Genomic DNA, 25,831 nt, shown 5'->3' on the forward strand with positions numbered 1-25,831 from the left:
TATGGTTATTGGACGAGAATTGCTTCTGCCAGTTCAAGGTCGCCGACAGAGTGATAGCTGCTGTCATGGCGCAGTGTATCCAGCGCTGCTTGCAGGCGAGCACCGCGGATCGAGCCGTCAGTTGCGACAAACGTTGCGGCATCGTCGCGAGCCTGCACGACCAGTTTGCGGTCGAAGGGCGCACTGGTCACTTTACTGGTGACGTAGCCGCTGGCAACCAGGGTCTGGGTAGAGACGTCCATGGCATGGGCGCTTCCCATACCGGCGAGGGCAAACAGCAAGGGCAACAGATAACGCATCGGACTTCTAAAGGCTTAGGCTTGGAGGGCGAAGGCTACCGCGGATACACCGGCTAGAGCCAGTGTATCCGGGCATGAAACCTGCGGGTTAGAGCGCGAGGATGGCTTGCGCCAATTGTGCGTCGCTGGCTTGCAGGGCGGGCGCCTGCTGGCGAATGTGAATGAACGCACTTTCAAGCTTGGCACCGCGGATGGCGCCTTGGCTGCCGACAAAGCTGGCAGCGTCGTCGCGGGCGGCCTGGACGATTTTGTCGTCACGGAACGACGAGGAGACATCGGAGGTGGCATCAGTAGAGGCGGCAACTGCACCTACGACCGCATCGGTGGTAACGATGAAGCTAGTGGCGTTGGCAGTGCCGGCCAAGGCCAACAACAGGGCGGCGCCAAACAGGTGGTTACGGGACATGGTCGGAGACTCCTGCATAGGGTCAAGATGGTTCTGGTTATCGGACGCTCGCTAGGCTCATCACGGTACTTTATTTAATGAGCCGTTCAAGTAAGCGTAACACGCGTTGCTGTTTCTGGATGTGACGCGGGCGGTCAGCAATACAATTGTACTGGTATTTTTTTATTTCTATGAAACTGTATTGGTCATGCTGCAAGGCGCTCTAATTCGCACCTTTGAAACAAAAAACCCGTCGCAGTTCCCTGCAACGGGTTTTTGGAATTCTCGGTGCCGGCCGAAACCGGCTAGCCGGTGCTTAGCGCCAGAAAGGCTTGCTCAGCTCTTCGTAACGCTGCGACTCGCTGATGCCGGCGTCAGCCAGAAGGCGACCATCCAGGCGGGCCAGCTGACGGCGGCTGGCGATGCGGCGTTGCCACAGCAGAAGCGTGGAGAAAGCGCGCAGTGGCAGCGAAGCGTTGGATTGAGCGTTGTTTTCAAAAACCAGACCGGAACTGAGGGTGCGTTCCATGATGTTTCATCCTTCCGCTTGTGGCGGCATTAGGTAGTGATTTAACTGATGCCAATGATCCTCCTCTCTTGTCCATAACAGTAGGTACAGTTCATCTGTATTGCGAGGGTTCAGTTAACTGATTAAGCGCACTGTTGCACCCGAAATTGGCGTAACTGTACTGGTCTGCACAGATATGGTGCGTTTATGAGAGTTGGGGGGAGATTTGTCAGGGGGGGACTGAGATTTTACCAGTACAGTTGTACAGTTTTTTGCTTTTACTGTGATTAGCTGTTCCGGTCGATGGACATTGCGCACCATCGACCGGATAGCTGTGCTGGATCAGCTGGCGAGCATGCGCCCGCTTTCTTCCAGGTTTTCGTGCCAGCTCAGCGCTTCACGCAGGATGTGCGGGGTATGGCCGCCACGCTGGCAAGCGCGTTCGAAGTAGTCGTTCAACGCCGCACGATAGTCCGGGTGGACACAGTTGTCGATGATCGCCCGGGCGCGCTCGCGAGGCGCCAGGCCACGCAGGTCAGCCAGGCCTTGCTCGGTGACCAGGATGTCCACGTCATGCTCGGTGTGGTCAACGTGGCTGACCATCGGCACCACGCTGGAAATCGCGCCGCCTTTGGCAATCGACTTGGTGACGAACACCGCCAGGTGCGCGTTGCGGGCGAAGTCACCCGAGCCGCCAATACCGTTCATCATCCGCGTGCCGCAGACGTGGGTGGAGTTGACGTTGCCGTAGATGTCGAACTCCAGCGCGGTGTTGATGCCGATGATGCCCAGGCGACGCACCACTTCTGGGTGGTTGGAGATTTCCTGCGGACGCAGTACCAGCTTGTCCTTGTAACGCTCCAGGTTGCCGAACACGTCGGCGTTGCGCCGGCTCGACAGGGTGATCGAGCTGCCCGAGGCGAAGCTCAGCTTGCCGGCGTCGATCAGGTCGAAGGTCGAGTCCTGAAGTACTTCGGAGTACATGGTCAGGTCTTCGAACGGCGAATCGATCAGGCCGCACATGACTGCGTTGGCGATGCTGCCGATGCCAGCTTGCAGCGGGCCGAGCTTGTTGGTCATGCGGCCAGCGTCGACTTCACTCTTGAGGAAGTTGATCAGGTGGTTGGCAATACCTTGGGTCTCATGGTCCGGCGGCAGTACCGTGGACGGCGAGTCGGACTGGTCGCTGATGACGATGCCGACGATCTTGGCTGGGTCGATCGGGATCGCGGTGCTGCCAATGCGGTCGTCGACCTTGACCAGCGGGATTGGCGTGCGGGTCGGGCGATAGGTCGGGATATAGATGTCGTGCAGGCCTTCGAGGTTGGCGTTGTGCGACAGGTTGATCTCGACGATCACTTGCTTGGCGAAGATCGCGAAGCTGGCCGAGTTGCCCACTGAAGTGGTCGGCACGATGTGGCCTTGCTCGGTGATGGCCACCGCTTCAATGACGGCGATGTCCGGCAGGGTCAGTTGCTTGTTGCGCAGCTGCTCGACGGTTTCCGACAGATGCTGGTCGATGAACATCACCTGGCCATCGTTGATGGCTTTGCGCAGGGTGCTGTCGACTTGGAACGGCATACGGCGGGCGAGCACGCCGGCCTCGGTCAGTTGCTTGTCCAGGTCGTTGCCAAGGCTGGCGCCGGTCATCAGGCTGATTTTCAGCGGCGACACTTTGGCACGTTCAGCAAGGGCATGGGGTACGGCTTTGGCTTCGCCGGCGCGGGTAAAACCGCTCATGCCGACGGTCATGCCGTCCTGGATCAGGCCAGCGGCGTCGGCCGCACTCATTACCTTGCTGTGCAGGGAGGACAAGCGGATACGATCACGGTACATGGATTGTTATCTCGGGCTACTGAGGCTACTGCAGCGCAGTCTAGAGATTTCGCCCGTCGCCGTCCCACGACCATGGTCGTATGAGAAGCCCTGCAATAGAGCCGTTGATCTGGATCAACCAAAGTAAAAACCCCCGGGAATAGATCACCGGGGGTTTATGCCTATCTATAAAGAAGGGCTTTATTCCACTGCCTTGACCATGTCTTCGATGACCTTCTTGGCGTCGCCGAACACCATCATGGTCTTGTCCAGGTAGAACAGCTCGTTATCCAGCCCGGCATAGCCACTGGCCATGGAGCGCTTGTTGACGATGATGGTCTTGGCCTTGAACGCCTCGAGGATCGGCATGCCAGCGATCGGCGACTTCGGATCGTTCTTCGCCGCCGGATTGACCACGTCGTTGGCGCCAAGCACCAGCACCACGTCAGCCTGGCCGAACTCGGCGTTGATGTCCTCCATCTCGAACACCTGGTCGTAGGGCACCTCGGCTTCGGCCAAGAGCACGTTCATGTGCCCAGGCATACGCCCGGCTACCGGGTGAATGGCGTACTTCACGGTCACGCCGTTGTGGATCAGCTTTTCGGTCAGCTCCTTGAGGGCATGCTGCGCGCGCGCCACCGCCAGGCCGTAGCCAGGGACGATGATCACGGTGTCAGCGTTGCTCAGCAGGAATGTTGCGTCGTCCGCCGAACCGGATTTGACCGGGCGCTGCTCTTTGGAGCCGGCCGCCGCGCCGGTGTCCGCCTCGCCGCCGAAGCCGCCGAGGATGACGTTGAAGAACGAACGGTTCATCGCCTTGCACATGATGTACGAGAGGATCGCACCGCTCGAACCGACCAGGGAGCCTGCGATGATCAACATCGAGTTGTTCAGTGAGAAACCGATACCAGCTGCTGCCCAGCCCGAATAGCTATTGAGCATCGATACCACCACCGGCATGTCGGCGCCGCCGATTGGGATGATGATCAGCACGCCCATGATGAAGGCCAGGACCAGCATCAAGGTGAAGGCGCTGTAGTGGCCGGTAAAGGTGAACAGCAAACCCAGGGCGATGGTGGTCAGGCCGAGGATCAGGTTCAGCTTGTGCTGGCCCGCGAACTGTACCGGTGCGCCCTGGAAGAGGCGGAACTTGTACTTGCCCGACAGCTTGCCGAAGGCGATCACCGAACCCGAGAAGGTAATGGCACCAATCGCAGCACCGAGGAACAGCTCCAGTCGGTTGCCGGTCGGGATCGGATCGCTGATCAATGCGACGATGCCCATCGATTGCGGCTCGAGCACTGCGGCGATGGCGATGAACACTGCTGCCAGGCCGATCATGCTGTGCATGAAGGCGACCAGTTCCGGCATCTTGGTCATCTCGACGCGCTTGGCCATGATCGAACCGGCAGTGCCGCCGATCAGCAGGCCGAGCAGGACGTAGCCGATACCAGCGGTGGCCAGCTCGGCGCCGAGCTTATAGATCAGGCCCACGGTGGTGAGCATCGCAATGCCCATGCCGATCATGCCGAACAGGTTGCCGCGGCGTGAGGTGGTCGGATGCGACAGGCCCTTCAGCGCCTGGATGAAGCAGACCGAAGCGACCAGGTAGAGAAGCGTTACCAGATTCATGCTCATGCTTACTTCTGCGCCTCGTTCTTGGTTTTCTTCTTGAACATTTCCAGCATGCGCCGGGTAACCAGGAAGCCACCGAACACGTTGACTGCCGCCAAGGCCACGGCCAGGGTGCCCATGACTTTGCCGGCCGGAGTCACGGTCAGCGCAGCAGCAAGCATGGCGCCGACGATGACGATCGCCGAAATGGCGTTGGTCACGGCCATCAGCGGGGTGTGCAGAGCCGGGGTGACGTTCCATACCACGTGATAGCCCACGTAGATGGCCAGCACGAAGATGATCAGGTTGTAGATGCCGTGGGAAATCAGCATGTCTTCCATAGCCGTGCTCCTTAACCGTTCTTACGGATGACTTGGCCGTCGCGGCACATCAGGCACGCAGCGACAATGTCATCTTCGAGGTTGATCACCAGCGCACCGTCCTTGTCGAACAGCAGCTTCATGAAGTCCAGCAGGTTGCGGGCGTACAGCGCCGAAGCGTCTGCCCCGACCTGGGCTGGCAAATTGGTTGGGCCGACGATGGTCACGCCATTTTCCACCACCACTTGGTCAGCCACGGTCAGCGGGCAGTTGCCGCCTTGTGCTGCGGCCAGGTCGATCACCACGGAGCCGGGCTTCATCTGCGCCACGGTCTCGGCGCTGAGCAGGGTCGGTGCCTTGCGGCCCGGGATCAGTGCGGTGGTGATGACAATGTCAGCCTGCTTGGCGCGCTCGTGCACGGCTTGTGCCTGGCGCTGCATCCAGCTGGCGGGCATGGGCCGGGCATAGCCGCCGACACCTTGCGCACATTCACGTTCTTCATCGGTCTCGTAGGGCACGTCGAGGAACTTGGCGCCAAGCGACTCGATCTGCTCCTTCACCGCCGGGCGCACATCCGAGGCCTCGATCACTGCGCCCAGGCGCTTGGCCGTGGCGATGGCCTGCAGGCCGGCAACACCGGCGCCAAGAATCAGCACGCGGGCGGCTTTCACCGTACCGGCGGCAGTCATCAGCATCGGCATGAAGCGCGGGTAGTAATGCGCGGCCAGCAACACCGCCTTGTAACCGGCGATGTTGGCCTGCGACGACAGCACGTCGAGGCTCTGCGCGCGCGAGGTACGTGGCGCCGCTTCGAGGGCGAAAGCGGTGACGCCGCGTTCAGCCATCTTGGCGATCAGTTCGTTGTTGAACGGGTTGAGCATGCCGATCAGCAGGCTGCCACTGTTGATCAGGGCAAGCTCCTGTTCGCTGGGGGCAACGACCTTGAGTACCAGTTGCGCGCCGAAGGCATCGGCGGCGGTACCGAGGGAGGCGCCAACGGCTTCATAGGCACTGTCCGGAATGCTGGCGTTGAGCCCTGCCCCCCGTTGGACGGTGACCTGATGGCCTTGGCCAACCAGCTTCTTGAGGGTTTCGGGGGTCGCAGCGACCCGCGTTTCGCCCGTCTGCGTCTCGAGAGGAACACCAATGTGCACGACTTTTCTCCTGCGGTGACCTTCTTATCTTTATTGAGCTGGCATGCGCGGGGTTGAATCCGCGGCACTTCGCCAGCGTAGCCGTAAGGCTCGAACCCGCCGGATCCCGGGCGGGCGAAGCATTTTGCAGATGAATACGTAGGCCTTCAACCGGTTCTGGAGCGATACGAAGTTAAAACTACAAGTCACCCTGTGACCGTATGTCGCAAGGGTATGGCTGCAGCCCGTCAAACATGGGCTATTGGGAGATTAGGGGAGAAATTAGATTATTTTTAACAAATTTCGCTGACAGCTGGGCGAATGTCGCAAATAGGCCTGAAACCCGCGCAGTATGCAGGGTTAAGCAAGAATTCAGGGTGTACGCAACAGTTTATTGAAATGCGACAATTCAATACATCTGTAGGTGTTTAAAATAATTGACTACCGAGTCAAGTTGTCGCATCTACTGGGTGGGTGGAGGCGTACAAGCGTGCCTGTGCTATCAGCCAGTCGCGGAAGGCGCGCAGCGACGCAGATTCCACCTTCCGCTCAGGAATCATTAGATAGTAGGCCTTGTTACTCGATAGCGCATGCCTGTTGGCGACCACCAACCTACCCTGCTCCAGCTCGCGCTGGATCAAGAACGGTGGAATCAGCGCGATGCCCATCTCGTGCATGGCGGCTTGGGCGAGCATCGAGAACAGTTCATAGCGAGGGCCGGTCATGTCGCCCTCCACGCTCATCCCCAAGCCATCGAACCACTGTCGCCAGGCATAGGGTCGGGTGGTCTGCTGCAGCAGCGGCAGTTCGGCGATGCGCTTGGCATCGAGTTCGCCCTGGCCGCTGAGCAAGGCCGGGCTGCACACTGGCATGGGATTCTCACCCATCAGGCGGTGGGACTGGGTGCCCGACCAGTCGGCATCGCCGAAGTAGATCGCTGCATCGAACGCGGTATCGGCGAACAGGAATGGCCGCGTGCGGTTGGTCAGGTTGACGGTGACCTCAGGGTGGCAGTGCTGGAAGTCCTTCAGGCGCGGCAGCAGCCACTGGGTGCCGAAGGTCGGCACCACCGCCAATTCGATCACATTGGCGCCCTGCTGGCGCATTACCGACAAGGTATCGCGCTCGACCGCGTCCAGCTGTGCTGCCACCTGTCGGCTGTAGGATAGGCCGGCTTCGGTGAGTTTTACCCCGCGACGCGAGCGGCGAAACAGCTCGACATTCAGGAACTCCTCCAGCCCACCAATTTGTCGACAGACGGCGCCTTGGGTCAAGGCCAGCTCTTGGGCGGCCTTGGTGAAGCTCTCGTGACGCGCTGCGGCCTCGAAGCAGACCAATGCCGTAGTGCTGGGAATCTTGCGCCGCATGTACGTCGACCTCACTTGTCAGGCTTTGAGTATGCTGATTTGCAGATTTTCGAAGTGAGAAAATATCACTAAACCGTGCGTAATCCTCGTTTGTCCCGACGGCCGAACAGGCCTAGGATCAATGCACAAGAACATTGCCCACGCACCCTGCTCCCCTATTTCGAGGATTTCGCTCATGGCCGGCAAAGCAAGCTTCAACTGGATCGACCCACTGCTGCTCGATCAGCAATTGACTGAAGAAGAGCGCATGGTGCGTGACAGCGCTTATCAGTTTGCCCAGGACAAGCTGGCGCCGCGCGTGATCGAGGCGTTTCGCCATGAGCAGACCGATCCGAAGATCTTCCGCGAGATGGGCGAAGTCGGCCTGCTCGGCGCGACCATCCCAGAGCAATACGGCGGCAGTGGGCTGAACTATGTCTGCTACGGCCTGATCGCCCGTGAAGTGGAGCGCATCGACTCCGGCTACCGTTCGATGATGAGCGTGCAGTCTTCGCTGGTGATGGTGCCGATCAACGAATTTGGCAGCGAAGAGCAGAAGCAAAAGTACCTGCCCAAGCTTGCCAGCGGCGAGTGGATTGGTTGCTTCGGCCTGACCGAGCCTAACCACGGCTCCGATCCAGGCGCGATGATCACCCGGGCGCGCAAGGTTGATGGCGGCTACAGCCTGACTGGCAGCAAGATGTGGATCACCAACAGCCCGATTGCCGATGTGTTTGTCGTGTGGGCCAAGGACGATGCGGGTGACATTCGCGGCTTCATTCTGGAGAAAGGCTGGAAAGGTTTGAGCGCCCCGGCGATTCACGGCAAGGTCGGCCTGCGTGCTTCGATCACCGGCGAGATCGTCATGGATGGCGTGTTCGTTCCTGAAGAAAACATCTTCCCTGAGGTGCGTGGTCTCAAAGGCCCGTTCACCTGCTTGAACTCGGCCCGCTATGGCATCTCCTGGGGTGCCCTGGGTGCGGCAGAAGCCTGCTGGCACACCGCGCGCCAATACACCCTGGATCGCAAGCAGTTCGGCCGTCCTCTGGCCGCCAATCAACTGATCCAGAAGAAGCTGGCGGACATGCAGACTGAGATCACGCTGGGGCTGCAGGGCTGCCTGCGTCTGGGGCGGATGAAGGATGAGGGCACCGCTGCGGTGGAAATCACCTCGATCATGAAGCGCAACTCCTGTGGCAAGGCGCTGGATATTGCTCGCCTGGCCCGCGACATGCTCGGCGGCAACGGTATTTCCGATGAGTTCGGCGTAGCCCGTCACCTGGTTAACCTTGAAGTGGTCAACACCTATGAAGGTACCCATGACATCCACGCGCTGATCCTCGGTCGCGCGCAGACCGGCATCCAGGCGTTCTATTAATAGAGGAGCTGGGCCATGGGGGCGTTATCACATCTGAGGGTGCTGGACCTTTCGCGTGTGCTGGCCGGGCCCTGGTCTGGGCAGATCCTCGCCGACCTTGGGGCTGACGTGATCAAGGTCGAGCGTCCGGGGGCAGGTGACGATACCCGCTCCTGGGGGCCACCCTTCCTCAAGGATGCCTATGGGGAGAACACCAGCGAGGCGGCCTACTATCTGTCTGCCAACCGCAACAAGCGCTCGGTGACCATCGACTTCACCCAACCAGAAGGTCAGCGTCTGGTGCGCGAACTGGCGGCGAAGTCGGATATCGTCATCGAGAACTTCAAAGTCGGTGGCCTGGCGGCCTATGGGCTGGACTATGCCAGCCTGAAGGCGGTCAATCCGAAGCTTATCTATTGCTCGATTACCGGCTTTGGCCAGACCGGGCCGTATGCCAAGCGTGCCGGCTATGACTTCATGATCCAGGGGTTGGGCGGGCTGATGAGCCTGACCGGTCGCCCTGAGGGGGAAGAAGGTGCCGGGCCGGTGAAGGTTGGCGTTGCCTTGACCGATATCCTTACCGGGCTGTACTCGACCGTGGCGATCCTGGCTGCCCTCGCCCATCGTGACCAGTCAGGAGTGGGGCAGCATATTGATATGGCGTTGCTGGACGTGCAGGTGGCCTGCCTGGCTAACCAGGCAATGAACTACCTCACTACAGGCAATGCTCCGCGTCGGCTGGGGAATGCCCATCCTAATATCGTGCCATATCAGGACTTTCCGACCGCCGATGGCGATTTCATCCTTACCGTGGGGAATGATGGGCAGTTCCGTAAATTTGCCGAGGTCGCTGGGCAGCCGCAATGGGCGGACGATCCGCGCTTTGCGACTAATAAGCTGCGGGTCGCCAATCGGGCTGAGCTGATTCCGCTGATTCGCCAGGCCACTGTGTTCAAGACCACAGCCCAATGGGTTAGTGAATTGGAACAGGCCGGCGTGCCATGCGGGCCAATCAACGATCTGGCGCAGATGTTCCAGGACCCGCAGGTATTGGCTCGTGGATTGGCGGTTAGCATTGCGCATCCGCTGGCGGGCAGCGTACCGCAGGTGGCTAGCCCTATTCGGCTGTCTGAGACGCCGGTGGAGTATCGGCAGCCGCCTCCTCTATTAGGAGAGCATACCGAGGCCGTACTGGAAGAGGTGTTAGGGCTGGATGGCGAAGCTGTGCAGCAGCTGCGTGGGGCAGGTGTGCTCTGAGTCGCTTTCTACTTATATAAGCAGGGAGGCCGGTAGGCCTCCCTGCTTAGTTTTTAGAGCTCTAACGGCAGCACCGCTATCTGTTGCACCCCGCGTCACCCTGTGGAAGCGGGCCCGCCCCGCGATTCTGACCCTAATTTCAACAATATTACGGTTTATTGAAATTAAGGGTTGACGCCCTCTCAGATCCCCTTATAATGCGCCCCACTTCCAGCGTAGTTGGAACGGAAAACTCCTTGAGTATCAACGAGTTAGATGTTTCAGGCAGTACTGGAGGTGCTTCGATCTTCTGATCGGCAGCGGTGAAAAAGGTAGTTGACAGCAGCTTGTAACGCTGTAGAATTCGCCTCCCGCTACGAGAGATCGCAAGCGAGTCAAGTGTTTGAAGTTGAACGAGTTTCTCGCAAAATACTTCGAAATAAACGCTTGACAGACACAGAGGAAAGCGTAGAATGCGCGCCTCGGTTGAGACAAAAAGCTCTTAACCAAACGCTCTTTAACAAATTGAATCAAGCAATTCGTGTGGGTGCTTGTGAGTACGGTTTGATAGTCGCCAAGATTATCAGCATCACAAGTGGCCACATGAGTAATCATAGTAGTCATTTGAGATTGCTGAGCCAAGTTTAGGGTTTCTTAAAAACCCAAGCAGTATTGAACTGAAGAGTTTGATCATGGCTCAGATTGAACGCTGGCGGCAGGCCTAACACATGCAAGTCGAGCGGATGAGAAGAGCTTGCTCTTCGATTCAGCGGCGGACGGGTGAGTAATGCCTAGGAATCTGCCTGGTAGTGGGGGACAACGTTTCGAAAGGAACGCTAATACCGCATACGTCCTACGGGAGAAAGCAGGGGACCTTCGGGCCTTGCGCTATCAGATGAGCCTAGGTCGGATTAGCTAGTTGGTGAGGTAATGGCTCACCAAGGCGACGATCCGTAACTGGTCTGAGAGGATGATCAGTCACACTGGAACTGAGACACGGTCCAGACTCCTACGGGAGGCAGCAGTGGGGAATATTGGACAATGGGCGAAAGCCTGATCCAGCCATGCCGCGTGTGTGAAGAAGGTCTTCGGATTGTAAAGCACTTTAAGTTGGGAGGAAGGGCAGTAAGATAATACCTTGCTGTTTTGACGTTACCGACAGAATAAGCACCGGCTAACTCTGTGCCAGCAGCCGCGGTAATACAGAGGGTGCAAGCGTTAATCGGAATTACTGGGCGTAAAGCGCGCGTAGGTGGTTTGTTAAGTTGGATGTGAAAGCCCCGGGCTCAACCTGGGAACTGCATCCAAAACTGGCAAGCTAGAGTACGGTAGAGGGTGGTGGAATTTCCTGTGTAGCGGTGAAATGCGTAGATATAGGAAGGAACACCAGTGGCGAAGGCGACCACCTGGACTGATACTGACACTGAGGTGCGAAAGCGTGGGGAGCAAACAGGATTAGATACCCTGGTAGTCCACGCCGTAAACGATGTCAACTAGCCGTTGGAATCCTTGAGATTTTAGTGGCGCAGCTAACGCATTAAGTTGACCGCCTGGGGAGTACGGCCGCAAGGTTAAAACTCAAATGAATTGACGGGGGCCCGCACAAGCGGTGGAGCATGTGGTTTAATTCGAAGCAACGCGAAGAACCTTACCAGGCCTTGACATGCAGAGAACTTTCCAGAGATGGATTGGTGCCTTCGGGAACTCTGACACAGGTGCTGCATGGCTGTCGTCAGCTCGTGTCGTGAGATGTTGGGTTAAGTCCCGTAACGAGCGCAACCCTTGTCCTTAGTTACCAGCACGTTATGGTGGGCACTCTAAGGAGACTGCCGGTGACAAACCGGAGGAAGGTGGGGATGACGTCAAGTCATCATGGCCCTTACGGCCTGGGCTACACACGTGCTACAATGGTCGGTACAGAGGGTTGCCAAGCCGCGAGGTGGAGCTAATCTCACAAAACCGATCGTAGTCCGGATCGCAGTCTGCAACTCGACTGCGTGAAGTCGGAATCGCTAGTAATCGCGAATCAGAATGTCGCGGTGAATACGTTCCCGGGCCTTGTACACACCGCCCGTCACACCATGGGAGTGGGTTGCACCAGAAGTAGCTAGTCTAACCTTCGGGAGGACGGTTACCACGGTGTGATTCATGACTGGGGTGAAGTCGTAACAAGGTAGCCGTAGGGGAACCTGCGGCTGGATCACCTCCTTAATCGAAGACATCAGCCTGCTGATGAGCTCCCACACGAATTGCTTGATTCACTTGTATAAAGACGATGCTGTAACGCGACCCTGTTATAGGTCTGTAGCTCAGTTGGTTAGAGCGCACCCCTGATAAGGGTGAGGTCGGCAGTTCAAATCTGCCCAGACCTACCAATTACTTGGTGCAGCCTAGGTAATACGGGGCCATAGCTCAGCTGGGAGAGCGCCTGCCTTGCACGCAGGAGGTCAGCGGTTCGATCCCGCTTGGCTCCACCACTCTTTCAGGTTTCGCAGCACTGCTAGAACTTAGAAATGAGCATTCCAATGTGAATGTTGATTTCTGACTTTTGTCAGATCGTTCTTTAAAAATTCGGATATGTGATAGAAATAGACTGAACGCTGCTTTCACTGGCAGTGGATCAGGCTAAGGTAAAATTTGTGAATGCTCGCAAGAGCGAACGAATTTTCGGCGAATGTCGTCTTCACAGTATAACCAGATTGCTTGGGGTTATATGGTCAAGTGAAGAAGCGCATACGGTGGATGCCTTGGCAGTCAGAGGCGATGAAAGACGTGGTAGCCTGCGATAAGCTTTGGGGAGTCGGCAAACAGACTGTGATCCAGAGATCTCTGAATGGGGGAACCCACTCAGCATAAGCTGAGTATCTTGTACTGAATACATAGGTGCAAGAGGCGAACCAGGGGAACTGAAACATCTAAGTACCCTGAGGAAAAGAAATCAACCGAGATTCCCTTAGTAGTGGCGAGCGAACGGGGACCAGCCCTTAAGTTGGTTTGAGATTAGTGGAACGCTCTGGAAAGTGCGGCCATAGTGGGTGATAGCCCCGTACACGAAAATCTCTTATCAATGAAATCGAGTAGGACGGAGCACGAGAAACTTTGTCTGAACATGGGGGACCATCCTCCAAGGCTAAATACTACTGACTGACCGATAGTGAACCAGTACCGTGAGGGAAAGGCGAAAAGAACCCCGGAGAGGGGAGTGAAATAGAACCTGAAACCGTATGCGTACAAGCAGTGGGAGCCTACTTTGTTAGGTGACTGCGTACCTTTTGTATAATGGGTCAGCGACTTATATTCAGTGGCGAGCTTAACCGAATAGGGAGGCGTAGCGAAAGCGAGTCTTAATAGGGCGTTTAGTCGCTGGGTATAGACCCGAAACCGGGCGATCTATCCATGGGCAGGTTGAAGGTTAGGTAACACTGACTGGAGGACCGAACCGACTACCGTTGAAAAGTTAGCGGATGACCTGTGGATCGGAGTGAAAGGCTAATCAAGCTCGGAGATAGCTGGTTCTCCTCGAAAGCTATTTAGGTAGCGCCTCATGTATCACTGTAGGGGTAGAGCACTGTTTCGGCTAGGGGTCATCCCGACTTACCAAACCGATGCAAACTCCGAATACCTACAAGTGCCGAGCATGGGAGACACACGGCGGGTGCTAACGTCCGTCGTGAAAAGGGAAACAACCCAGACCGTCAGCTAAGGTCCCAAAGTCATGGTTAAGTGGGAAACGATGTGGGAAGGCTTAGACAGCTAGGAGGTTGGCTTAGAAGCAGCCACCCTTTAAAGAAAGCGTAATAGCTCACTAGTCGAGTCGGCCTGCGCGGAAGATGTAACGGGGCTCAAACCATGCACCGAAGCTACGGGTATCACCTTTTGGTGATGCGGTAGAGGAGCGTTCTGTAAGCCTGTGAAGGTGAGTTGAGAAGCTTGCTGGAGGTATCAGAAGTGCGAATGCTGACATGAGTAACGACAATGCGAGTGAAAAACTCGCACGCCGAAAGACCAAGGTTTCCTGCGCAACGTTAATCGACGCAGGGTTAGTCGGTCCCTAAGGCGAGGCTGAAAAGCGTAGTCGATGGAAAACAGGTTAATATTCCTGTACTTCCGATTGTTGCGATGGAGGGACGGAGAAGGCTAGGCCAGCTTGGCGTTGGTTGTCCAAGTTTAAGGTGGTAGGCTGAGATCTTAGGCAAATCCGGGATCTCAAGGCCGAGAGCTGATGACGAGTTGCCTTTAGGCGACGAAGTGGTTGATGCCATGCTTCCAAGAAAAGCTCCTAAGCTTCAGACAATCGGGAACCGTACCCCAAACCGACACAGGTGGTTAGGTAGAGAATACCAAGGCGCTTGAGAGAACTCGGGTGAAGGAACTAGGCAAAATGGCACCGTAACTTCGGGAGAAGGTGCGCCGGCGAAGGTGAAGGGCTTGCCCCGTAAGCTTTTGCTGGTCGAAGATACCAGGCCGCTGCGACTGTTTATTAAAAACACAGCACTCTGCAAACACGAAAGTGGACGTATAGGGTGTGACGCCTGCCCGGTGCCGGAAGGTTAATTGATGGGGTTAGCGCAAGCGAAGCTCTTGATCGAAGCCCCGGTAAACGGCGGCCGTAACTATAACGGTCCTAAGGTAGCGAAATTCCTTGTCGGGTAAGTTCCGACCTGCACGAATGGCGTAACGATGGCGGCGCTGTCTCCACCCGAGACTCAGTGAAATTGAAATCGCTGTGAAGATGCAGTGTATCCGCGGCTAGACGGAAAGACCCCGTGAACCTTTACTATAGCTTTGCACTGGACTTTGAATTTGCTTGTGTAGGATAGGTGGGAGGCTTTGAAGTGGGGACGCCAGTTCTCATGGAGCCATCCTTGAAATACCACCCTGGCAACTTTGAGGTTCTAACTCAGGTCCGTTATCCGGATCGAGGACAGTGTATGGTGGGTAGTTTGACTGGGGCGGTCTCCTCCCAAAGAGTAACGGAGGAGTACGAAGGTGCGCTCAGACCGGTCGGAAATCGGTCGTAGAGTATAAAGGCAAAAGCGCGCTTGACTGCGAGACCCACACGTCGAGCAGGTACGAAAGTAGGTCTTAGTGATCCGGTGGTTCTGTATGGAAGGGCCATCGCTCAACGGATAAAAGGTACTCCGGGGATAACAGGCTGATACCGCCCAAGAGTTCATATCGACGGCGGTGTTTGGCACCTCGATGTCGGCTCATCACATCCTGGGGCTGAAGCCGGTCCCAAGGGTATGGCTGTTCGCCATTTAAAGTGGTACGCGAGCTGGGTTTAGAACGTCGTGAGACAGTTCGGTCCCTATCTGCCGTGGACGTTTGAGATTTGAGAGGGCTGCTCCTAGTACGAGAGGACCGGAGTGGACGAACCTCTGGTGTTCCGGTTGTCACGCCAGTGGCATTGCCGGGTAGCTATGTTCGGAAGAGATAACCGCTGAAAGCATCTAAGCGGGAAACTTGCCTCAAGATGAGATCTCACTGGGATCTTGAATCCCCTAAAGGGCCGTCGAAGACTACGACGTTGATAGGTTGGGTGTGTAAGCGCTGTGAGGCGTTGAGCTAACCAATACTAATTGCCCGTGAGGCTTGACCATATAACACCCAAGCAATTTGCTAGCGCGAATTGCGGTGGTGAAGACGAAAGACCCGAAAGTTCGTACTCACAACTATCGCATATCCGAATTTGCTGGGCTGTCCATCTGGACATTCTGGCTACAGAATTTCTTGACGACCATAGAGCATTGGAACCACCTGATCCCATCCCGAACTCAGTAGTGAAACGATGCATCGCCGATGGTAGTGTGGGGTTTCCCCATGTGAGAGTAGGTCATCGTCAAGATTCATTTCGCAAAACCCCTATCTGCGCGAGCAGGTAGGGGTTTTGTCTTTAAGTAGAAACTCAAGATTCGCTGGAACGTCCATTTGACGGGTCGGCATACAGAATTTCTTGACGACCATAGAGCATTGGAACCACCTGATCCCATCCCGAACTCAGCAGTGAAACGATGCATCGCCGATGGTAGTGTGGGGTTTCCCCATGTGAGAGTAGGTCATCGTCGAGATTCATTTCGCAAAACCCCTATCTGCGTGAGCAGGTAGGGGTTTTGTCTTTTCTATGCCTGGTTAATATCTGCGGCTACTGTGGTGCTTGAACTATTAGTGGGGCTGCTGCGCGGCCCCACTAATGACAGCCCAAAAAAAGGCCCGCCCCTGGAACCAGGGGCGGGCCTTTTACATTCAATCAAACCACTCAGAACTGATAGCTAACCGTAGCGCTCACATTCCGCTCTTCACCCATGTAGCAGTAGCTCAAGCTGGCACACGATGCGATATAGCTCTCATTGGTCAGGTTATTGGCATTGAGCCGTAGATCGACTCCCTTGAGCCCCACCTTGCCCAGATCGTAGCCGATCGATGCATCGAACAGCGTGTAGGAGGGCACCTTCATGCTGTTTTCCGAGTCCACCCAGCTGTACCCCACATAGCGCAAGCCGCCACCCAAGCGCAGGCCATCCAGTGCGCCCTGGCGGAAGTTGTAATCGGCCCACAGGGAGATCATCTGCTTCGGTGCTTGGGTTGGCGAATTGCCTTTGTTATCCAGGGTCGGCGTTACCACGCTCGGCATCGACTTGGCGTACTCGATGTCGGTGAAGGTATAGCCACCCAGCAGTTTCAGGTTATCGGTCACCTGCACATGAGCCTCAAGCTCAAGGCCTTGCGAGCGCACCTCACCCACCGCCCGGTAGAACTCCTCGTTCGGTTGTTTGGATGCGAGGTTCTCCTGCTCGATACGGAACACCGAAGCAGTGAACAGGTTGTCAGTACCGGGCGGCTGGTACTTGATGCCCGCTTCCCACTGGGTGCCCTCGGTGGGCGCGAGCGGACGGCCATCCTGATCGGAGACGGTGTTGGGGTTGAACGACTCGGAATAGCTCAGGTAAGGCGCAATACCGTTGTCGAACAGATAGAGCACGCCCGCACGGGTGGTGAACTTGGTGCGGTTATCGCTGACCCGAGTATCGCTGTCACGATTCTCCTCAGATACCTTCACCCAGTCCTGGCGCAGCCCCAGGGAGAAGCGCCACTGGTCGAGCTCGACTAGATCCTGCAGGTAAACACCTGTCTGTTGCAGACGGCGCAGGTAGTTGCTTTCACCGAGCACCTGGATATTGCCATTGCCGTATTGCGGGTTACCCGCATCCAGGCTATCGACCGTGCCATAGCGCCAGGACACATCGGCCTTGCGTCGCTGATAGTCGGTGCCTAGCAACAGCGTGTGCTTGGCGGAACCGGTGAAGAATTCAGCCTGCAGCATGTTGTCGATGATGAACGAATGCAGACGCTCGTCGCCGCCGGTGTAGGCGCGGTTCATCACGTTACGCCCAGGCACGCTCGCGTCCCAGCCAGCGAAGTAGACTTGGTCCATCGACACATCAGAATCCTGATAGCGGAAGTTCTGCCGCGCGGTGAACACGTCATTGAAGCGATGCTCCAGCTGGTAACTGAACGACTGTTGGGTGCGTTCGTAGTTGTCGCTGAGCTCACCTTCGAAAAAGTGATCGGACAGACGCTGGCCGTTACGCGGATGTAAGGCCCCATCAGAGGGCAGGGCACCGTGGTAGCCGCCGTTGGGGTCTTTCTGTAGATAAGCCTGCAAGGTCAACGAGGTATCTTCGCTGAAGTCGATGCTGACTGCCGGGGCGATCGCGTAGCGCTCTTCCTTGTTGTGATCGAACTGGGTGTCGGATGAGTCCGCAATGCCTGTCAGGCGATAGGCGATGCGCTTGTCATCATCCAGCGGCCCGCTGAAGTCGAAGCCCATCCCCCGTTGGCCTTGGGTGCCGACTGTTGCCTGGATCTGGTGATACGGATCGAACATCGGCTTCTTGGTGGTCAACGCCACCAGGCCGCCCGGCGAGCTGCGCCCGTACAGTACCGACGAGGGGCCCTTGAGGATGTCGATGCGCTCCAGGAAGTATGGGTCCACCTGCATGGTGCTGTAGGTGCCGTTGTCGCCCATGGACTTCAAGCCATCGACATAGATGTTGTCCACCGAGCCATCGTTGAAGCCGCGCATGGCCACGTAGTCATAGCGATGGGTAGCGCCATAGGGGTTGGTCAGCACCCCTGGGGTATAGCGCATGGCCTGGGCTACGGTCTGCGAACCCTGGTCGTCCATCTGCTGACGGGTGACCACCGAGACCGACTGGGTGGTCTCCAGGATCGGCGTACTGGTCTTGGTCGCGATCTGGCTGTGGGTAGCGTTGTAGCCGTCCATGCTGCCCAGCGCGTTCCCCAAGGCAAAACCGCGAACGTCCGTGTCCGGCAGAGACAATGCCGCCTCCTCAGGCTGCGCCCGCAGCACATAACTGCTGCCGTCCTGGCTGACGGCCTCAAGGCCCGTGCCATTAAGCAGCTGACGCAGTGCCTGGTCAGTCGAGTAATGCCCTTGCAGGCCTGGAGATTGTCGATCACTTGTAAGCTGCGGGGTGCTCGACAAGGTAATGCCGGCCTGGCGCGCAAACTGGTTGAGCACATCGTTGAGATTGCCAGCAGGGATCGTGAATTGCTGGGTAGCAGTGTTGGCCTGGGCAGCCAAAGCCAGTGGCGCTATAGCGCTCATGCCAAGGGCCGTACCGAACAGCGCGGCGCGTACAGCCTTGCGCAGGCGGGCGGAATTCAAGACAGGTCGAAAATCATTCTCGTTGGTGACGCGTTGCGAGGGCAGGGCGGTCGGCATGGACAGGTCCGTCGAATCGTTAAGGGCAGAGGGAGTTACTTACTGTCCTAGCCGGACCGGCGCAGGGTTCCCGCCAAAAAATCTTGCAGAGCTCAATCTCAGCTCATGCGTTCCAGGCGTACCCACCAGCGCGTACGCTGGCGCAGAATGACCGGCAGGGTCTGCGGCAGCAGTTGCAGCAGCTTGTCGGTATCTTCCAGGCGGAACACACCCGATAGGCGCAAGTCAGCGATCTCGTCGCTGCAACCCAGATAGCCATGGCGATAGCGCGCCACCTCTGCGAGGAAATCCGCCAGGCGCATGTCCCGCGTGACGATCAAGCCTTCCACCCAGGCGCCGGCATCCATGTCCTGGTACTCCAACAGACGTGCACCTTCGTCATCGAGTCGCCAATTCTGGCCGCTGCTCATCCATTGCAGCGCGCCATTGCCTGGGCGATGAATGGCTACCTTGCCTTGGCTGACGCTAACCCGCGTGCAATCGCTGTCCTGACGCACCACGAAGCGCCCCTCGAAGCCTTCCAGCAGGGTCTCGTGGGTCTGAACCAGCAGCGGCCTGTCCTGGCCCTGGGTAGCGCTGCAGGTGAGCATCAGCTCGCCGTGCTTGAGACGAATGAGCCGCTGTCGATCGTCAAAGGTCAGGTCCGCCGCGCTTTGAGTATTGAGCTGCAACAGCGAGCCGTCTGGCAGAGCAAAGGTACGTCGCTCGCCAGTAGCGGTGGCGTAGTCCGAAGTCCAATTGTGGAGGACCTGACGATCCTTGCCCAACCAGGCTGCCGAACCTACCAGAGCAACGCCGGTGAGTAGCTTGAGTGCCTGTCGACGGTGCAAGCGACGTTCGCTGGTCTCTAGGGTCTGCAAAGCCACCCCTGCGCCAGGGATGGCGCGCAGGTTCAACTCTTGATGCAGATCGAGCACCCGCTGCCAGGCCAATTCATGCTCATGATGCTCGCTGCGCCATTGTTCGCATTGCAGTTGCAGGCGCGCATTGTGGCCGCTCTCGCGCAGCTTGAGCATCCAGTGGATGGCCTGCTTGACCACCTTGGGCGGCAGGGGGGCAACGCTCATTGCTTCAGCACTCGTCTTCGTAGCGCAGCAGGTAGCAATGGTAGAGGGCATCGGCAATGTAACGCTCTGCCGAGCGTAGCGAGATGCCCATCTGCTCGGCGATCGCCTTGTGGCTCAAACCCTCGCACTGGGCCAGCAGGAAAGCGCGGCGCACCTTGGGCTTGAGCCCATCGAGCATGCGCGCAATGCGCTCGAGCAACTCCAGCAGCAGTTCGCGGGTTTCCGCCGATGGCGCATGCGCCTCGGGCAGGTGCGCGAGCGCTTCAAGGTAGGCTCGGGCCAGCTCCTGGCGTCGCCAGTGGTCAATGACCAGGCCGCGGGCGACTGTGCGCAGGAACGCCCGCGGGGTGTTCAGCTGCAATTGTTCACGGCGCTGGAGCAGGCGGACAAAGGTATCCTGCGCCAGGTCTGCTGCATCGGCAGCGTTCCCCAACTTGCTGCGCAACCAAGTTTGCAGCCAGCTGTGGTGGTCGCTGTAGAGCGTATGCACAGAATCTTGAGAAGACATGGAAGGGCGCCGCGAACATTAAGTCATTAATGATAATTAGTCTCATTGTTCGCGGGCGGGCAAAATTTTGCAACTACTCGGCGGTGCTTACATCGACAGGCGCTGACTATCCAGATACTTGCGAATAGCCCGCGCACCGTTGTTCAAGTGCTCTTCCAGAACGTTGACGGCCTCGTCCACCCGTTTGTCGCTGGCGGCATTCACCAACGCATTGTGATCGTCCTGAGTCAGCTTACCCAGCCCCATCGATGACAGGTGGAAGCGCAAGAAACGCTCCTCTTCATTGAGCTCGATCTCGATCATGCGCAGCAGTTTCTGGTTGTGCGCCTTGCTGTACAGCGTCATGTGGAACAAGCGGTTGAGGCGGCCGATCTCGGCATGTCGGGTTTCGCTCTCCAGCTCCTGGATATAGCCCCGTGCGCGGGCGATGTCATCGGCCTCGAGCAGCGGGATCGACTGGCGCAGCGCCTCGGACTCAAGCAGCACCCGCAACGCGTAGGTGTCCACCGCATCTTCACCGATCAGCGGGGCAACCACGGCGCCCTTGTGCATGACCACCTGCAACAACGACTGCGCTTCGAGCTGGCGCAAGGCCTCGCGCACGGGCATGCGACTCACGCCAAACAAGCCCGCGATCTCTTGTTGACGCAAGGCGGTACCTGGCGGCAGGCGGCCATCGACGATAGCGCTGCGCAGGCGTTCTTCGATCACGCTACGAGCAAGGTGCGCCGGCACCTGCTCACTGCCAATCACGCTGGAAAGCAGTCTGATTTTCTCAGCCACTGGAAGTCTGCCTCGACAATTTGCTGATTGGATCCAATAAACGTAGAGAGTCGCTCAAGAGGTGTCAAACCCTAGCGATGGCAGGCTTCCAAGCCTTTGCACGGAATCTGTCTATGGTGAATGAAGTCCCTGTGAAGGGGAAGCTGATGAGCGCTTCGGCGCAAGGTAAATAGCGCCCGTGAATAGAGCGGCGGTGATTGTAAGGTGCCATTGTCTTTTGCCAAAGCAGGCCCCACCATCGCGGTTTTCGATGGCTTTGAACAGGTCTTCCCTGTGGCGATTGCCGGGATACTAAAAAGCTGGATACGCCCGTTCAGCCTCGCCATTGTGCTGGGCTGCCTGCTGCTGGGCGGCCTACGAGCAGATTGGGACTTTTCCCAGATCAGCCAGCGTGCGCAGGCGCTGTATGGGCCCCTGGGCCCCGGCAAGGACCGCATCGATGCCTGGCAGCGGTTGTTGGCCAGCCACCAGCAGGGCAGCGAACTGGAGCGCTTGCAGGCGGTCAACCAGTTCTTCAACCAGCAATTGCGTTATGTCGAAGATGTCGACCTGTGGCGCGAGGTCGATTATTGGGCCACGCCCATCCAGTCCTTGATCAAGGGCGCAGGCGACTGCGAGGACTACGCCATCGCCAAGTACTTCAGCCTGCGCCGCATGGGCATTGCCAGTGAGAAACTGCGCATTACCTACGTCAAAGCCTTGCGCCAGAACCGCGCGCACATGGTCCTGACCTATTATTCAAGTCCACAGGCCCAGCCGCTGGTGCTCGACAGCTTGATGGACGCCATCAAGCCGGCCAGCCAGCGTAGCGACCTGTTACCGGTTTACGCCTTCAACGGTGAAGGCCTGTGGCTGACCGGCGCTGCCGGCAACAAAAAGGTCGGGGATACCAAGCGTTTGTCGCGCTGGCAGGATCTGTTGAAAAAAATGCGTGCCGAAGGATTCCCGGCCGAACCGGTTTACTGAAGGAGCACAGATGTCATTGTTCAAACAATTGCTGCTTGCCATTTGCCTGTTCCTGGTCGTTGCCTTCAGCGGCAGCTTCATGGTCAGCCTGGAAAGCTCACGCAGCCAATACGTGAATCAATTGCGCTCCCATGCTCAGGATGCAGCGACGGCACTGGCGTTGTCGCTGACACCGAACATCGATGATCCGGCAATGGTCGAGCTGATGGTCAGCTCGATTTTCGACAGTGGTTACTATTCGAGCATCAAGGTGGTCGAGCTGGGCAGCAATGCCGTGCTGGTCGAGCGTCATGCCGAACCTGACAGCGCTGGCGTACCGGCCTGGTTCGTGCGCCTGATTGGCCTACAGGCGGCCGGTGGCGATGCGATCGTCAGCCGCGGCTGGCAGCAGGCGGCGCGTGTGGAAGTGATCAGCCACCCAATGTTTGCCTTGGCCAAACTCTGGCAAAGCGCGCTGGGTAGCCTTGGCTGGCTGCTGCTCTGCGGAGCACTCAGTGCGGTACTCGGGGCTCTGCTGTTGCGTCGCCAACTGCGGCCGTTGGACTACATGGTTGCGCAGTCGCATGCCATCGCCCGCCGCGAGTTCCTCAGCCAGCCTGAATTACCGCGCACCCCAGAGCTGCGCCGGGTTGTACAGGCGATGAACCAGATGGTCGAAAAACTCAAGGCGTTGTTCGCCGAACAGGCCGAACGCAGCGAGCGGCTGCGCGCCGAGTCGTATCAGGACAGCCTCACCGGATTGGCCAATCGGCGTTACTTCGAAATGCAATTGGCCGCCCAGGTAAGCAATCGGGAGGAGGCGCGCGCGGGCTACCTGCTGCTTCTGCGGGTGAGCGATCTCACCGGTCTCAATGCCCGGCTGGGTGGCCAGCGCACCGACCAACTGCTGCAGGCAGTCGCGGAGCAGTTGCGCCGCACGTGTGCCAATTACCCGCAGACCAACGACTTGATCACCCGCAGCCGCGGCGGCGAGTTTGCCGTGCTGGCGCCGGGTATGGTGCATGAGGAGGCCGTTCAATTGGCGCAGGGGTTGGAGGCTACCTTGCGCAGCCTGCACGAGACTGGCGCCAGCGATGTCGATCCGGTCGCGTGCATTGGTCTAGCGCCCTATAGCCCAGGCGATTCGCCACAGGCACTGTTGAAGCTGGCTGATGAGGCGTTGGCGCGTGCCGAGAGCCAGTCACAGCCGGGCTGGGTATGTCTGGAGCAAGGTGTTGCTACGCAAACTGCCAATGGCCATCAGCAATGGCATGCCCGCCTTGAGCAGGCCCTGGCCAACGGGCAGTTCGAGTTGTTCTTCCAGCCGGTGGTGGACAGCCAGGCCCCACAGCGGATCCTTCATTACAAGGTTGTCTCACGGCTTTATGACGAGCACGGCGAGGCGCTTGCCGCCGGGCGTTTTCTGCCCTGGTTGGAACGTTTTGGCTGGATGGCGCAGCTGGATCTACTGGTGCTGGAGAGGGTGCTCAAGCACCTGCAAGGGCATCGTGAGTCGCTGGCGCTGAACGTGTCAGCGGCGACCTTGGCCGATCCCAAGGCCCTGCAGCGTGTGTTCGATCTGTTAGGCCAACACCGCGCCATGGGGCCGCGCTTGACCTTCGAGATCGGCGAGGAGCAACTGCCCGAACAGCCGTTGCTCGAGCAACTGACCCGGCGTTTGCACGCCCTGGGTTTTGGCTTGGGCCTACAGCGATTTGGTGGGCGCTTCAGCCTGATCGGCAATCTGGCCCACCTGGGGCTGGCCTACCTGAAGATCGATGGTGGCTACATCCGCAACATCGACCAAGAACAGCACAAGCGCTTGTTTATCGAAGCCGTGCAGCGGGCGGCGCATAGTATCGATCTGCCGCTGATCGCCGAGCGGGTCGAGACTGCAGGCGAGTTGCGGGTACTCCGCGAGATGGGCGTCCAAGGCATTCAGGGGCAGTTGGTCGGAGAGCCAGCGCCCTGGCGTTGAGCGCTGGGGTGTCTAGGTTGGCCTTATCGCGGGGCAAGCCCGCTCCCACGGGCAGCGTAGGAGCGGGCTTGATCTGGCCTAATGATTTTGGACACCTTCTACGGGCGCTATGATGGCGCCCAATTGGAGGCAAAATCAGTGCGAAAGTCATACTCGAAAGAACAGAAAATCCGGGCTGCTGAGATGGTGCTCGACGGTGGTCAATCAGTCCCCGAAGTCTGTGAAATGCTTGAAATTGGGCCTACAGCCCTGCGTCGCTGGGTTGAGCAAGTGCGCAAGGAGCGAGAGGGCAAGGTACCGGCTGGAGCCAAGGCTATCACCCCGGATCAACAACGAATCCAAGAGTTGGAGGCGTTGGTTCGGCAGAAAGACCGAGATATCGAAATCCTAAAAAAGGCCAGTGCTCTCCTGCTTCGGGACTCCAAAGATCGTTTTCGCTGATCAACGAGCTGAGTGAGCAATACGGTATCGTCGAATGCTGTCGCGTGCTTGGGGTCAAGCGCAGCAGTTTCTATGCATGGCGCAAACGCCAAGCCCGGAAAAATCCAGAGCGGGATCAGTTACGCTCGGCTGTAGAGGGCCATTTCAAAGTCTCTCGAGGTTCGGCTGGATCGCGAACACTAACCGAGGAACTGCGGCGTGACGGCCATAAAGTCGGACGCTACAAAGTGCGTAGTCTGATGCGTGAAGCTGGCCTGAAATGCAGGCAGCGCCGGCCGCACCGGTACCGTTCTTCAGGCGCGGAAGCGCTGATTGCAGAAAATCAGTTGAAGCGGAATTTCAAAGTTTCGACGATCAACGAAGTGTGGTGTGGGGATGTGACCTATATCCAGGTTGGCAAGCGCTGGCTGTACTTGGCAGCTGTGCTCGACCTGTACGCACGACGGGTGGTGGGCTGGGCATTTTCAATGATTGCGGACGCCAGGCTGGCCTGCAGCGCGCTACGCATGGCGGCCGAATCCCGCGGCAAGCCGAAGGATGTGATGTTTCATTCCGACCAGGGATGCCAGTACACCAGCCACAAGTTCAGGGCTGCACTTGAAGAGTACGACATGAATCAGAGCATGAGCCATCGAGGACAATGCTGGGATAACGCCGCCATGGAGCGCTTTTTTGGGGCCCTGAAGTCAGAGTGGATTCCCGCAGGGGGTTATGAAACCGAAGCACAGGCGCGGGCTGACGTTCAGGCTTATTTGGTCCGCTACAACCTGAAGCGCCTCCACAGCTACAACGGTTATCAAACCCCGGTAGCCATGGAGAAAAAGCTCAAGGATGCGGCATGAAACCTTAACTGGTGTCCAAAATAAGTTGACCAGTTCAGCTTGCCCCGCGATAGCGTCAGCACAGGCGACACGTTTGCGCGCGGATCAGATCAACCCACCCCCCTCATCCTCCTCGATCAGGTTATTCAGGCTGCCCAGAGCCTTCCGCGCCGTTGAACGGTTGAGCAGCTTGGACTGCGCACCCACCGGAAGATCGGTGATGCTGATCACCCCCTTGCTGGTGAGCACCTCGATCAAGTCCTCGAGCACCCGGATCATGTCCAGATCGCTCTGTTTGAGCTGCTTGAGGCTGTTCTCCACGAGATCGTCAGCAAACCACTCCTGAATTTCGGCATGGTCGGCCGGAAGCATTTCCGTGTAGTGCTCGAACGGGGCCGCTTCTACCCGCAGCAACTGGCCTTCGATGTCGCGTTGCACGTAGAACATGGAGTCCTCCCACAGCATGGTGATCCCTTCTGATTAACAAGCAGCATAGGCAATGTTCTGCGCCAGTGATTCGCTGCCA

At 57.8% G+C, this 25,831-nt stretch carries 19 protein-coding genes, 2 tRNA genes and 4 rRNA genes; 12 read left to right on the top strand and 13 right to left on the bottom strand.

The window, feature by feature from the left end:
* Positions 1-5 precede the first annotated feature (5 nt).
* The 8 genes from HU737_RS23355 to HU737_RS23390 all read right to left on the bottom strand — a co-directional run bounded on the left by HU737_RS23355 (position 6) and on the right by HU737_RS23390 (position 7,441).
* On the bottom strand, positions 6-299 hold the full coding sequence (locus tag HU737_RS23355; RefSeq protein ID WP_186557707.1) for a DUF2388 domain-containing protein: 294 nt from the start codon (positions 297-299) through the stop codon (positions 6-8).
* A gap of 88 nt (positions 300-387) precedes the next feature.
* Positions 388-705, bottom strand: coding sequence for a DUF2388 domain-containing protein (locus tag HU737_RS23360; protein ID WP_186557708.1), 318 nt, complete (start codon positions 703-705; stop codon positions 388-390).
* Positions 706-1,000: 295 nt separating this feature from the next.
* The gene (locus HU737_RS23365) at positions 1,001-1,213 is read right to left on the bottom strand and encodes a DUF1127 domain-containing protein (protein ID WP_186557709.1); all 213 of its coding nucleotides are present in this window, start codon (positions 1,211-1,213) and stop codon (positions 1,001-1,003) included.
* Between the two features lie 321 nt (positions 1,214-1,534).
* Positions 1,535-3,028: a succinyl-CoA:acetate CoA-transferase ScpC gene (gene scpC / locus HU737_RS23370; protein WP_186557710.1), complete on the bottom strand. Its 1,494-nt coding sequence runs from the start codon at positions 3,026-3,028 to the stop codon at positions 1,535-1,537.
* A 180-nt stretch (positions 3,029-3,208) separates the two neighbouring features.
* Positions 3,209-4,645: an NAD(P)(+) transhydrogenase (Re/Si-specific) subunit beta gene (locus HU737_RS23375; protein WP_186557711.1), complete on the bottom strand. Its 1,437-nt coding sequence runs from the start codon at positions 4,643-4,645 to the stop codon at positions 3,209-3,211.
* A gap of 2 nt (positions 4,646-4,647) precedes the next feature.
* The gene (locus HU737_RS23380) at positions 4,648-4,962 is read right to left on the bottom strand and encodes an NAD(P) transhydrogenase subunit alpha part 2 (RefSeq protein WP_008097413.1); all 315 of its coding nucleotides are present in this window, start codon (positions 4,960-4,962) and stop codon (positions 4,648-4,650) included.
* Positions 4,963-4,973: 11 nt separating this feature from the next.
* Positions 4,974-6,095, bottom strand: a complete 1,122-nt coding sequence (locus HU737_RS23385; protein ID WP_186557712.1) for a Re/Si-specific NAD(P)(+) transhydrogenase subunit alpha — start codon at positions 6,093-6,095, stop codon at positions 4,974-4,976.
* A gap of 428 nt (positions 6,096-6,523) precedes the next feature.
* Positions 6,524-7,441, bottom strand: a complete 918-nt coding sequence (locus HU737_RS23390) for a LysR family transcriptional regulator (protein ID WP_186557713.1) — start codon at positions 7,439-7,441, stop codon at positions 6,524-6,526.
* 175 nt (positions 7,442-7,616) lie between these two features.
* Between HU737_RS23390 and HU737_RS23395 the strand changes: the two genes are divergently transcribed.
* The 8 genes from HU737_RS23395 (at position 7,617) to rrf (HU737_RS23430) (ending at position 16,084) form a co-directional block, all read left to right on the top strand.
* A complete protein-coding gene (locus tag HU737_RS23395; RefSeq protein ID WP_186557714.1) occupies positions 7,617-8,798 on the top strand; it encodes an acyl-CoA dehydrogenase in 1,182 nt (393 codons plus the stop codon).
* A gap of 15 nt (positions 8,799-8,813) precedes the next feature.
* Positions 8,814-10,034, top strand: coding sequence for a CaiB/BaiF CoA transferase family protein (locus tag HU737_RS23400; RefSeq protein ID WP_186557715.1), 1,221 nt, complete (start codon positions 8,814-8,816; stop codon positions 10,032-10,034).
* Positions 10,035-10,687: 653 nt separating this feature from the next.
* Positions 10,688-12,224: ribosomal RNA gene (locus tag HU737_RS23405) — 16S ribosomal RNA — on the top strand.
* Between the two features lie 87 nt (positions 12,225-12,311).
* Positions 12,312-12,388: transfer RNA gene (locus tag HU737_RS23410), tRNA-Ile, on the top strand.
* Positions 12,389-12,414: 26 nt separating this feature from the next.
* Positions 12,415-12,490, top strand: a tRNA-Ala gene (locus HU737_RS23415).
* A 238-nt stretch (positions 12,491-12,728) separates the two neighbouring features.
* Positions 12,729-15,616 (top strand): 23S ribosomal RNA (locus HU737_RS23420).
* A gap of 129 nt (positions 15,617-15,745) precedes the next feature.
* A 5S ribosomal RNA gene (gene rrf, locus HU737_RS23425) occupies positions 15,746-15,861 on the top strand.
* A 107-nt stretch (positions 15,862-15,968) separates the two neighbouring features.
* A 5S ribosomal RNA gene (gene rrf, locus HU737_RS23430) occupies positions 15,969-16,084 on the top strand.
* The 16S, 23S and 5S rRNA genes sit together here with 2 tRNA genes alongside, the layout of an rRNA operon.
* 188 nt (positions 16,085-16,272) lie before the next feature.
* Here the strand turns inward: rrf (HU737_RS23430) and HU737_RS23435 are convergent.
* From HU737_RS23435 to HU737_RS23450, 4 genes are all read right to left on the bottom strand, one after another.
* A complete protein-coding gene (locus tag HU737_RS23435; RefSeq protein ID WP_275959808.1) occupies positions 16,273-18,690 on the bottom strand; it encodes a TonB-dependent siderophore receptor in 2,418 nt (805 codons plus the stop codon).
* A gap of 170 nt (positions 18,691-18,860) precedes the next feature.
* A complete protein-coding gene (locus tag HU737_RS23440; RefSeq protein WP_186557764.1) occupies positions 18,861-19,829 on the bottom strand; it encodes a FecR domain-containing protein in 969 nt (322 codons plus the stop codon).
* Between the two features lie 4 nt (positions 19,830-19,833).
* Complete coding sequence (locus tag HU737_RS23445) at positions 19,834-20,337, bottom strand: sigma-70 family RNA polymerase sigma factor (RefSeq protein ID WP_186557763.1); 504 nt, start codon at positions 20,335-20,337, stop codon at positions 19,834-19,836.
* An 87-nt stretch (positions 20,338-20,424) separates the two neighbouring features.
* A complete protein-coding gene (locus HU737_RS23450) occupies positions 20,425-21,120 on the bottom strand; it encodes a GntR family transcriptional regulator (protein WP_186557762.1) in 696 nt (231 codons plus the stop codon).
* A gap of 204 nt (positions 21,121-21,324) precedes the next feature.
* Between HU737_RS23450 and lapG the strand changes: the two genes are divergently transcribed.
* From lapG to HU737_RS23465, 4 genes are all read left to right on the top strand, one after another.
* Positions 21,325-22,086 carry a cysteine protease LapG gene (gene lapG, locus HU737_RS23455; RefSeq protein WP_186557761.1) on the top strand — a complete coding sequence of 254 codons (762 nt, stop codon included), beginning with the start codon at positions 21,325-21,327 and terminating at the stop codon, positions 22,084-22,086.
* Positions 22,087-22,096: 10 nt separating this feature from the next.
* Positions 22,097-24,043 (top strand): cyclic di-GMP receptor LapD, encoded by a 1,947-nt coding sequence (gene lapD / locus HU737_RS23460; RefSeq protein WP_186557760.1) that lies wholly within the window; start codon positions 22,097-22,099, stop codon positions 24,041-24,043.
* 81 nt (positions 24,044-24,124) lie between these two features.
* Positions 24,125-24,484, top strand: a complete 360-nt coding sequence (locus HU737_RS26300; protein WP_225915574.1) for a transposase — start codon at positions 24,125-24,127, stop codon at positions 24,482-24,484.
* 26 nt (positions 24,485-24,510) lie between these two features.
* Entirely contained in the window at positions 24,511-25,326 is an 816-nt protein-coding gene (locus HU737_RS23465; RefSeq protein WP_367616058.1) for an IS3 family transposase, read from the top strand.
* Between the two features lie 84 nt (positions 25,327-25,410).
* On the opposite strand, the gene HU737_RS23470 is transcribed toward HU737_RS23465, so the two are convergent.
* Positions 25,411-25,752, bottom strand: a complete 342-nt coding sequence (locus HU737_RS23470) for a tryptophan synthase subunit beta (RefSeq protein ID WP_186557767.1) — start codon at positions 25,750-25,752, stop codon at positions 25,411-25,413.
* Between the last annotated feature and the right edge of the window lie 79 nt (positions 25,753-25,831).

The organism is Pseudomonas urmiensis (assembly GCF_014268815.2).
GTDB lineage: Bacteria > Pseudomonadota > Gammaproteobacteria > Pseudomonadales > Pseudomonadaceae > Aquipseudomonas > Aquipseudomonas urmiensis.

Bases quoted from the DNA above. Each gene is read 5' to 3' on its own strand.
- HU737_RS23395 (WP_186557714.1), top strand. From the start codon at position 7,617: ATGGCCGGCAAAGCAAGCTTCAACTGGATCGACCCACTGCTGCTCGAT.
- scpC (WP_186557710.1), bottom strand. From the start codon at position 3,028: ATGTACCGTGATCGTATCCGCTTGTCCTCCCTGCACAGCAAGGTAATG.
- HU737_RS26300 (WP_225915574.1), top strand. From the start codon at position 24,125: ATGATTTTGGACACCTTCTACGGGCGCTATGATGGCGCCCAATTGGAG.
- lapD (WP_186557760.1), top strand. From the start codon at position 22,097: ATGTCATTGTTCAAACAATTGCTGCTTGCCATTTGCCTGTTCCTGGTC.
- HU737_RS23360 (WP_186557708.1), bottom strand. From the start codon at position 705: ATGTCCCGTAACCACCTGTTTGGCGCCGCCCTGTTGTTGGCCTTGGCC.
- HU737_RS23355 (WP_186557707.1), bottom strand. From the start codon at position 299: ATGCGTTATCTGTTGCCCTTGCTGTTTGCCCTCGCCGGTATGGGAAGC.
- HU737_RS23470 (WP_186557767.1), bottom strand. From the start codon at position 25,752: ATGTTCTACGTGCAACGCGACATCGAAGGCCAGTTGCTGCGGGTAGAA.
- HU737_RS23365 (WP_186557709.1), bottom strand. From the start codon at position 1,213: ATGGAACGCACCCTCAGTTCCGGTCTGGTTTTTGAAAACAACGCTCAA.
- HU737_RS23445 (WP_186557763.1), bottom strand. From the start codon at position 20,337: ATGTCTTCTCAAGATTCTGTGCATACGCTCTACAGCGACCACCACAGC.
- HU737_RS23390 (WP_186557713.1), bottom strand. From the start codon at position 7,441: ATGCGGCGCAAGATTCCCAGCACTACGGCATTGGTCTGCTTCGAGGCC.
- HU737_RS23375 (WP_186557711.1), bottom strand. From the start codon at position 4,645: ATGAGCATGAATCTGGTAACGCTTCTCTACCTGGTCGCTTCGGTCTGC.
- HU737_RS23380 (WP_008097413.1), bottom strand. From the start codon at position 4,962: ATGGAAGACATGCTGATTTCCCACGGCATCTACAACCTGATCATCTTC.
- HU737_RS23400 (WP_186557715.1), top strand. From the start codon at position 8,814: ATGGGGGCGTTATCACATCTGAGGGTGCTGGACCTTTCGCGTGTGCTG.
- HU737_RS23440 (WP_186557764.1), bottom strand. From the start codon at position 19,829: ATGAGCGTTGCCCCCCTGCCGCCCAAGGTGGTCAAGCAGGCCATCCAC.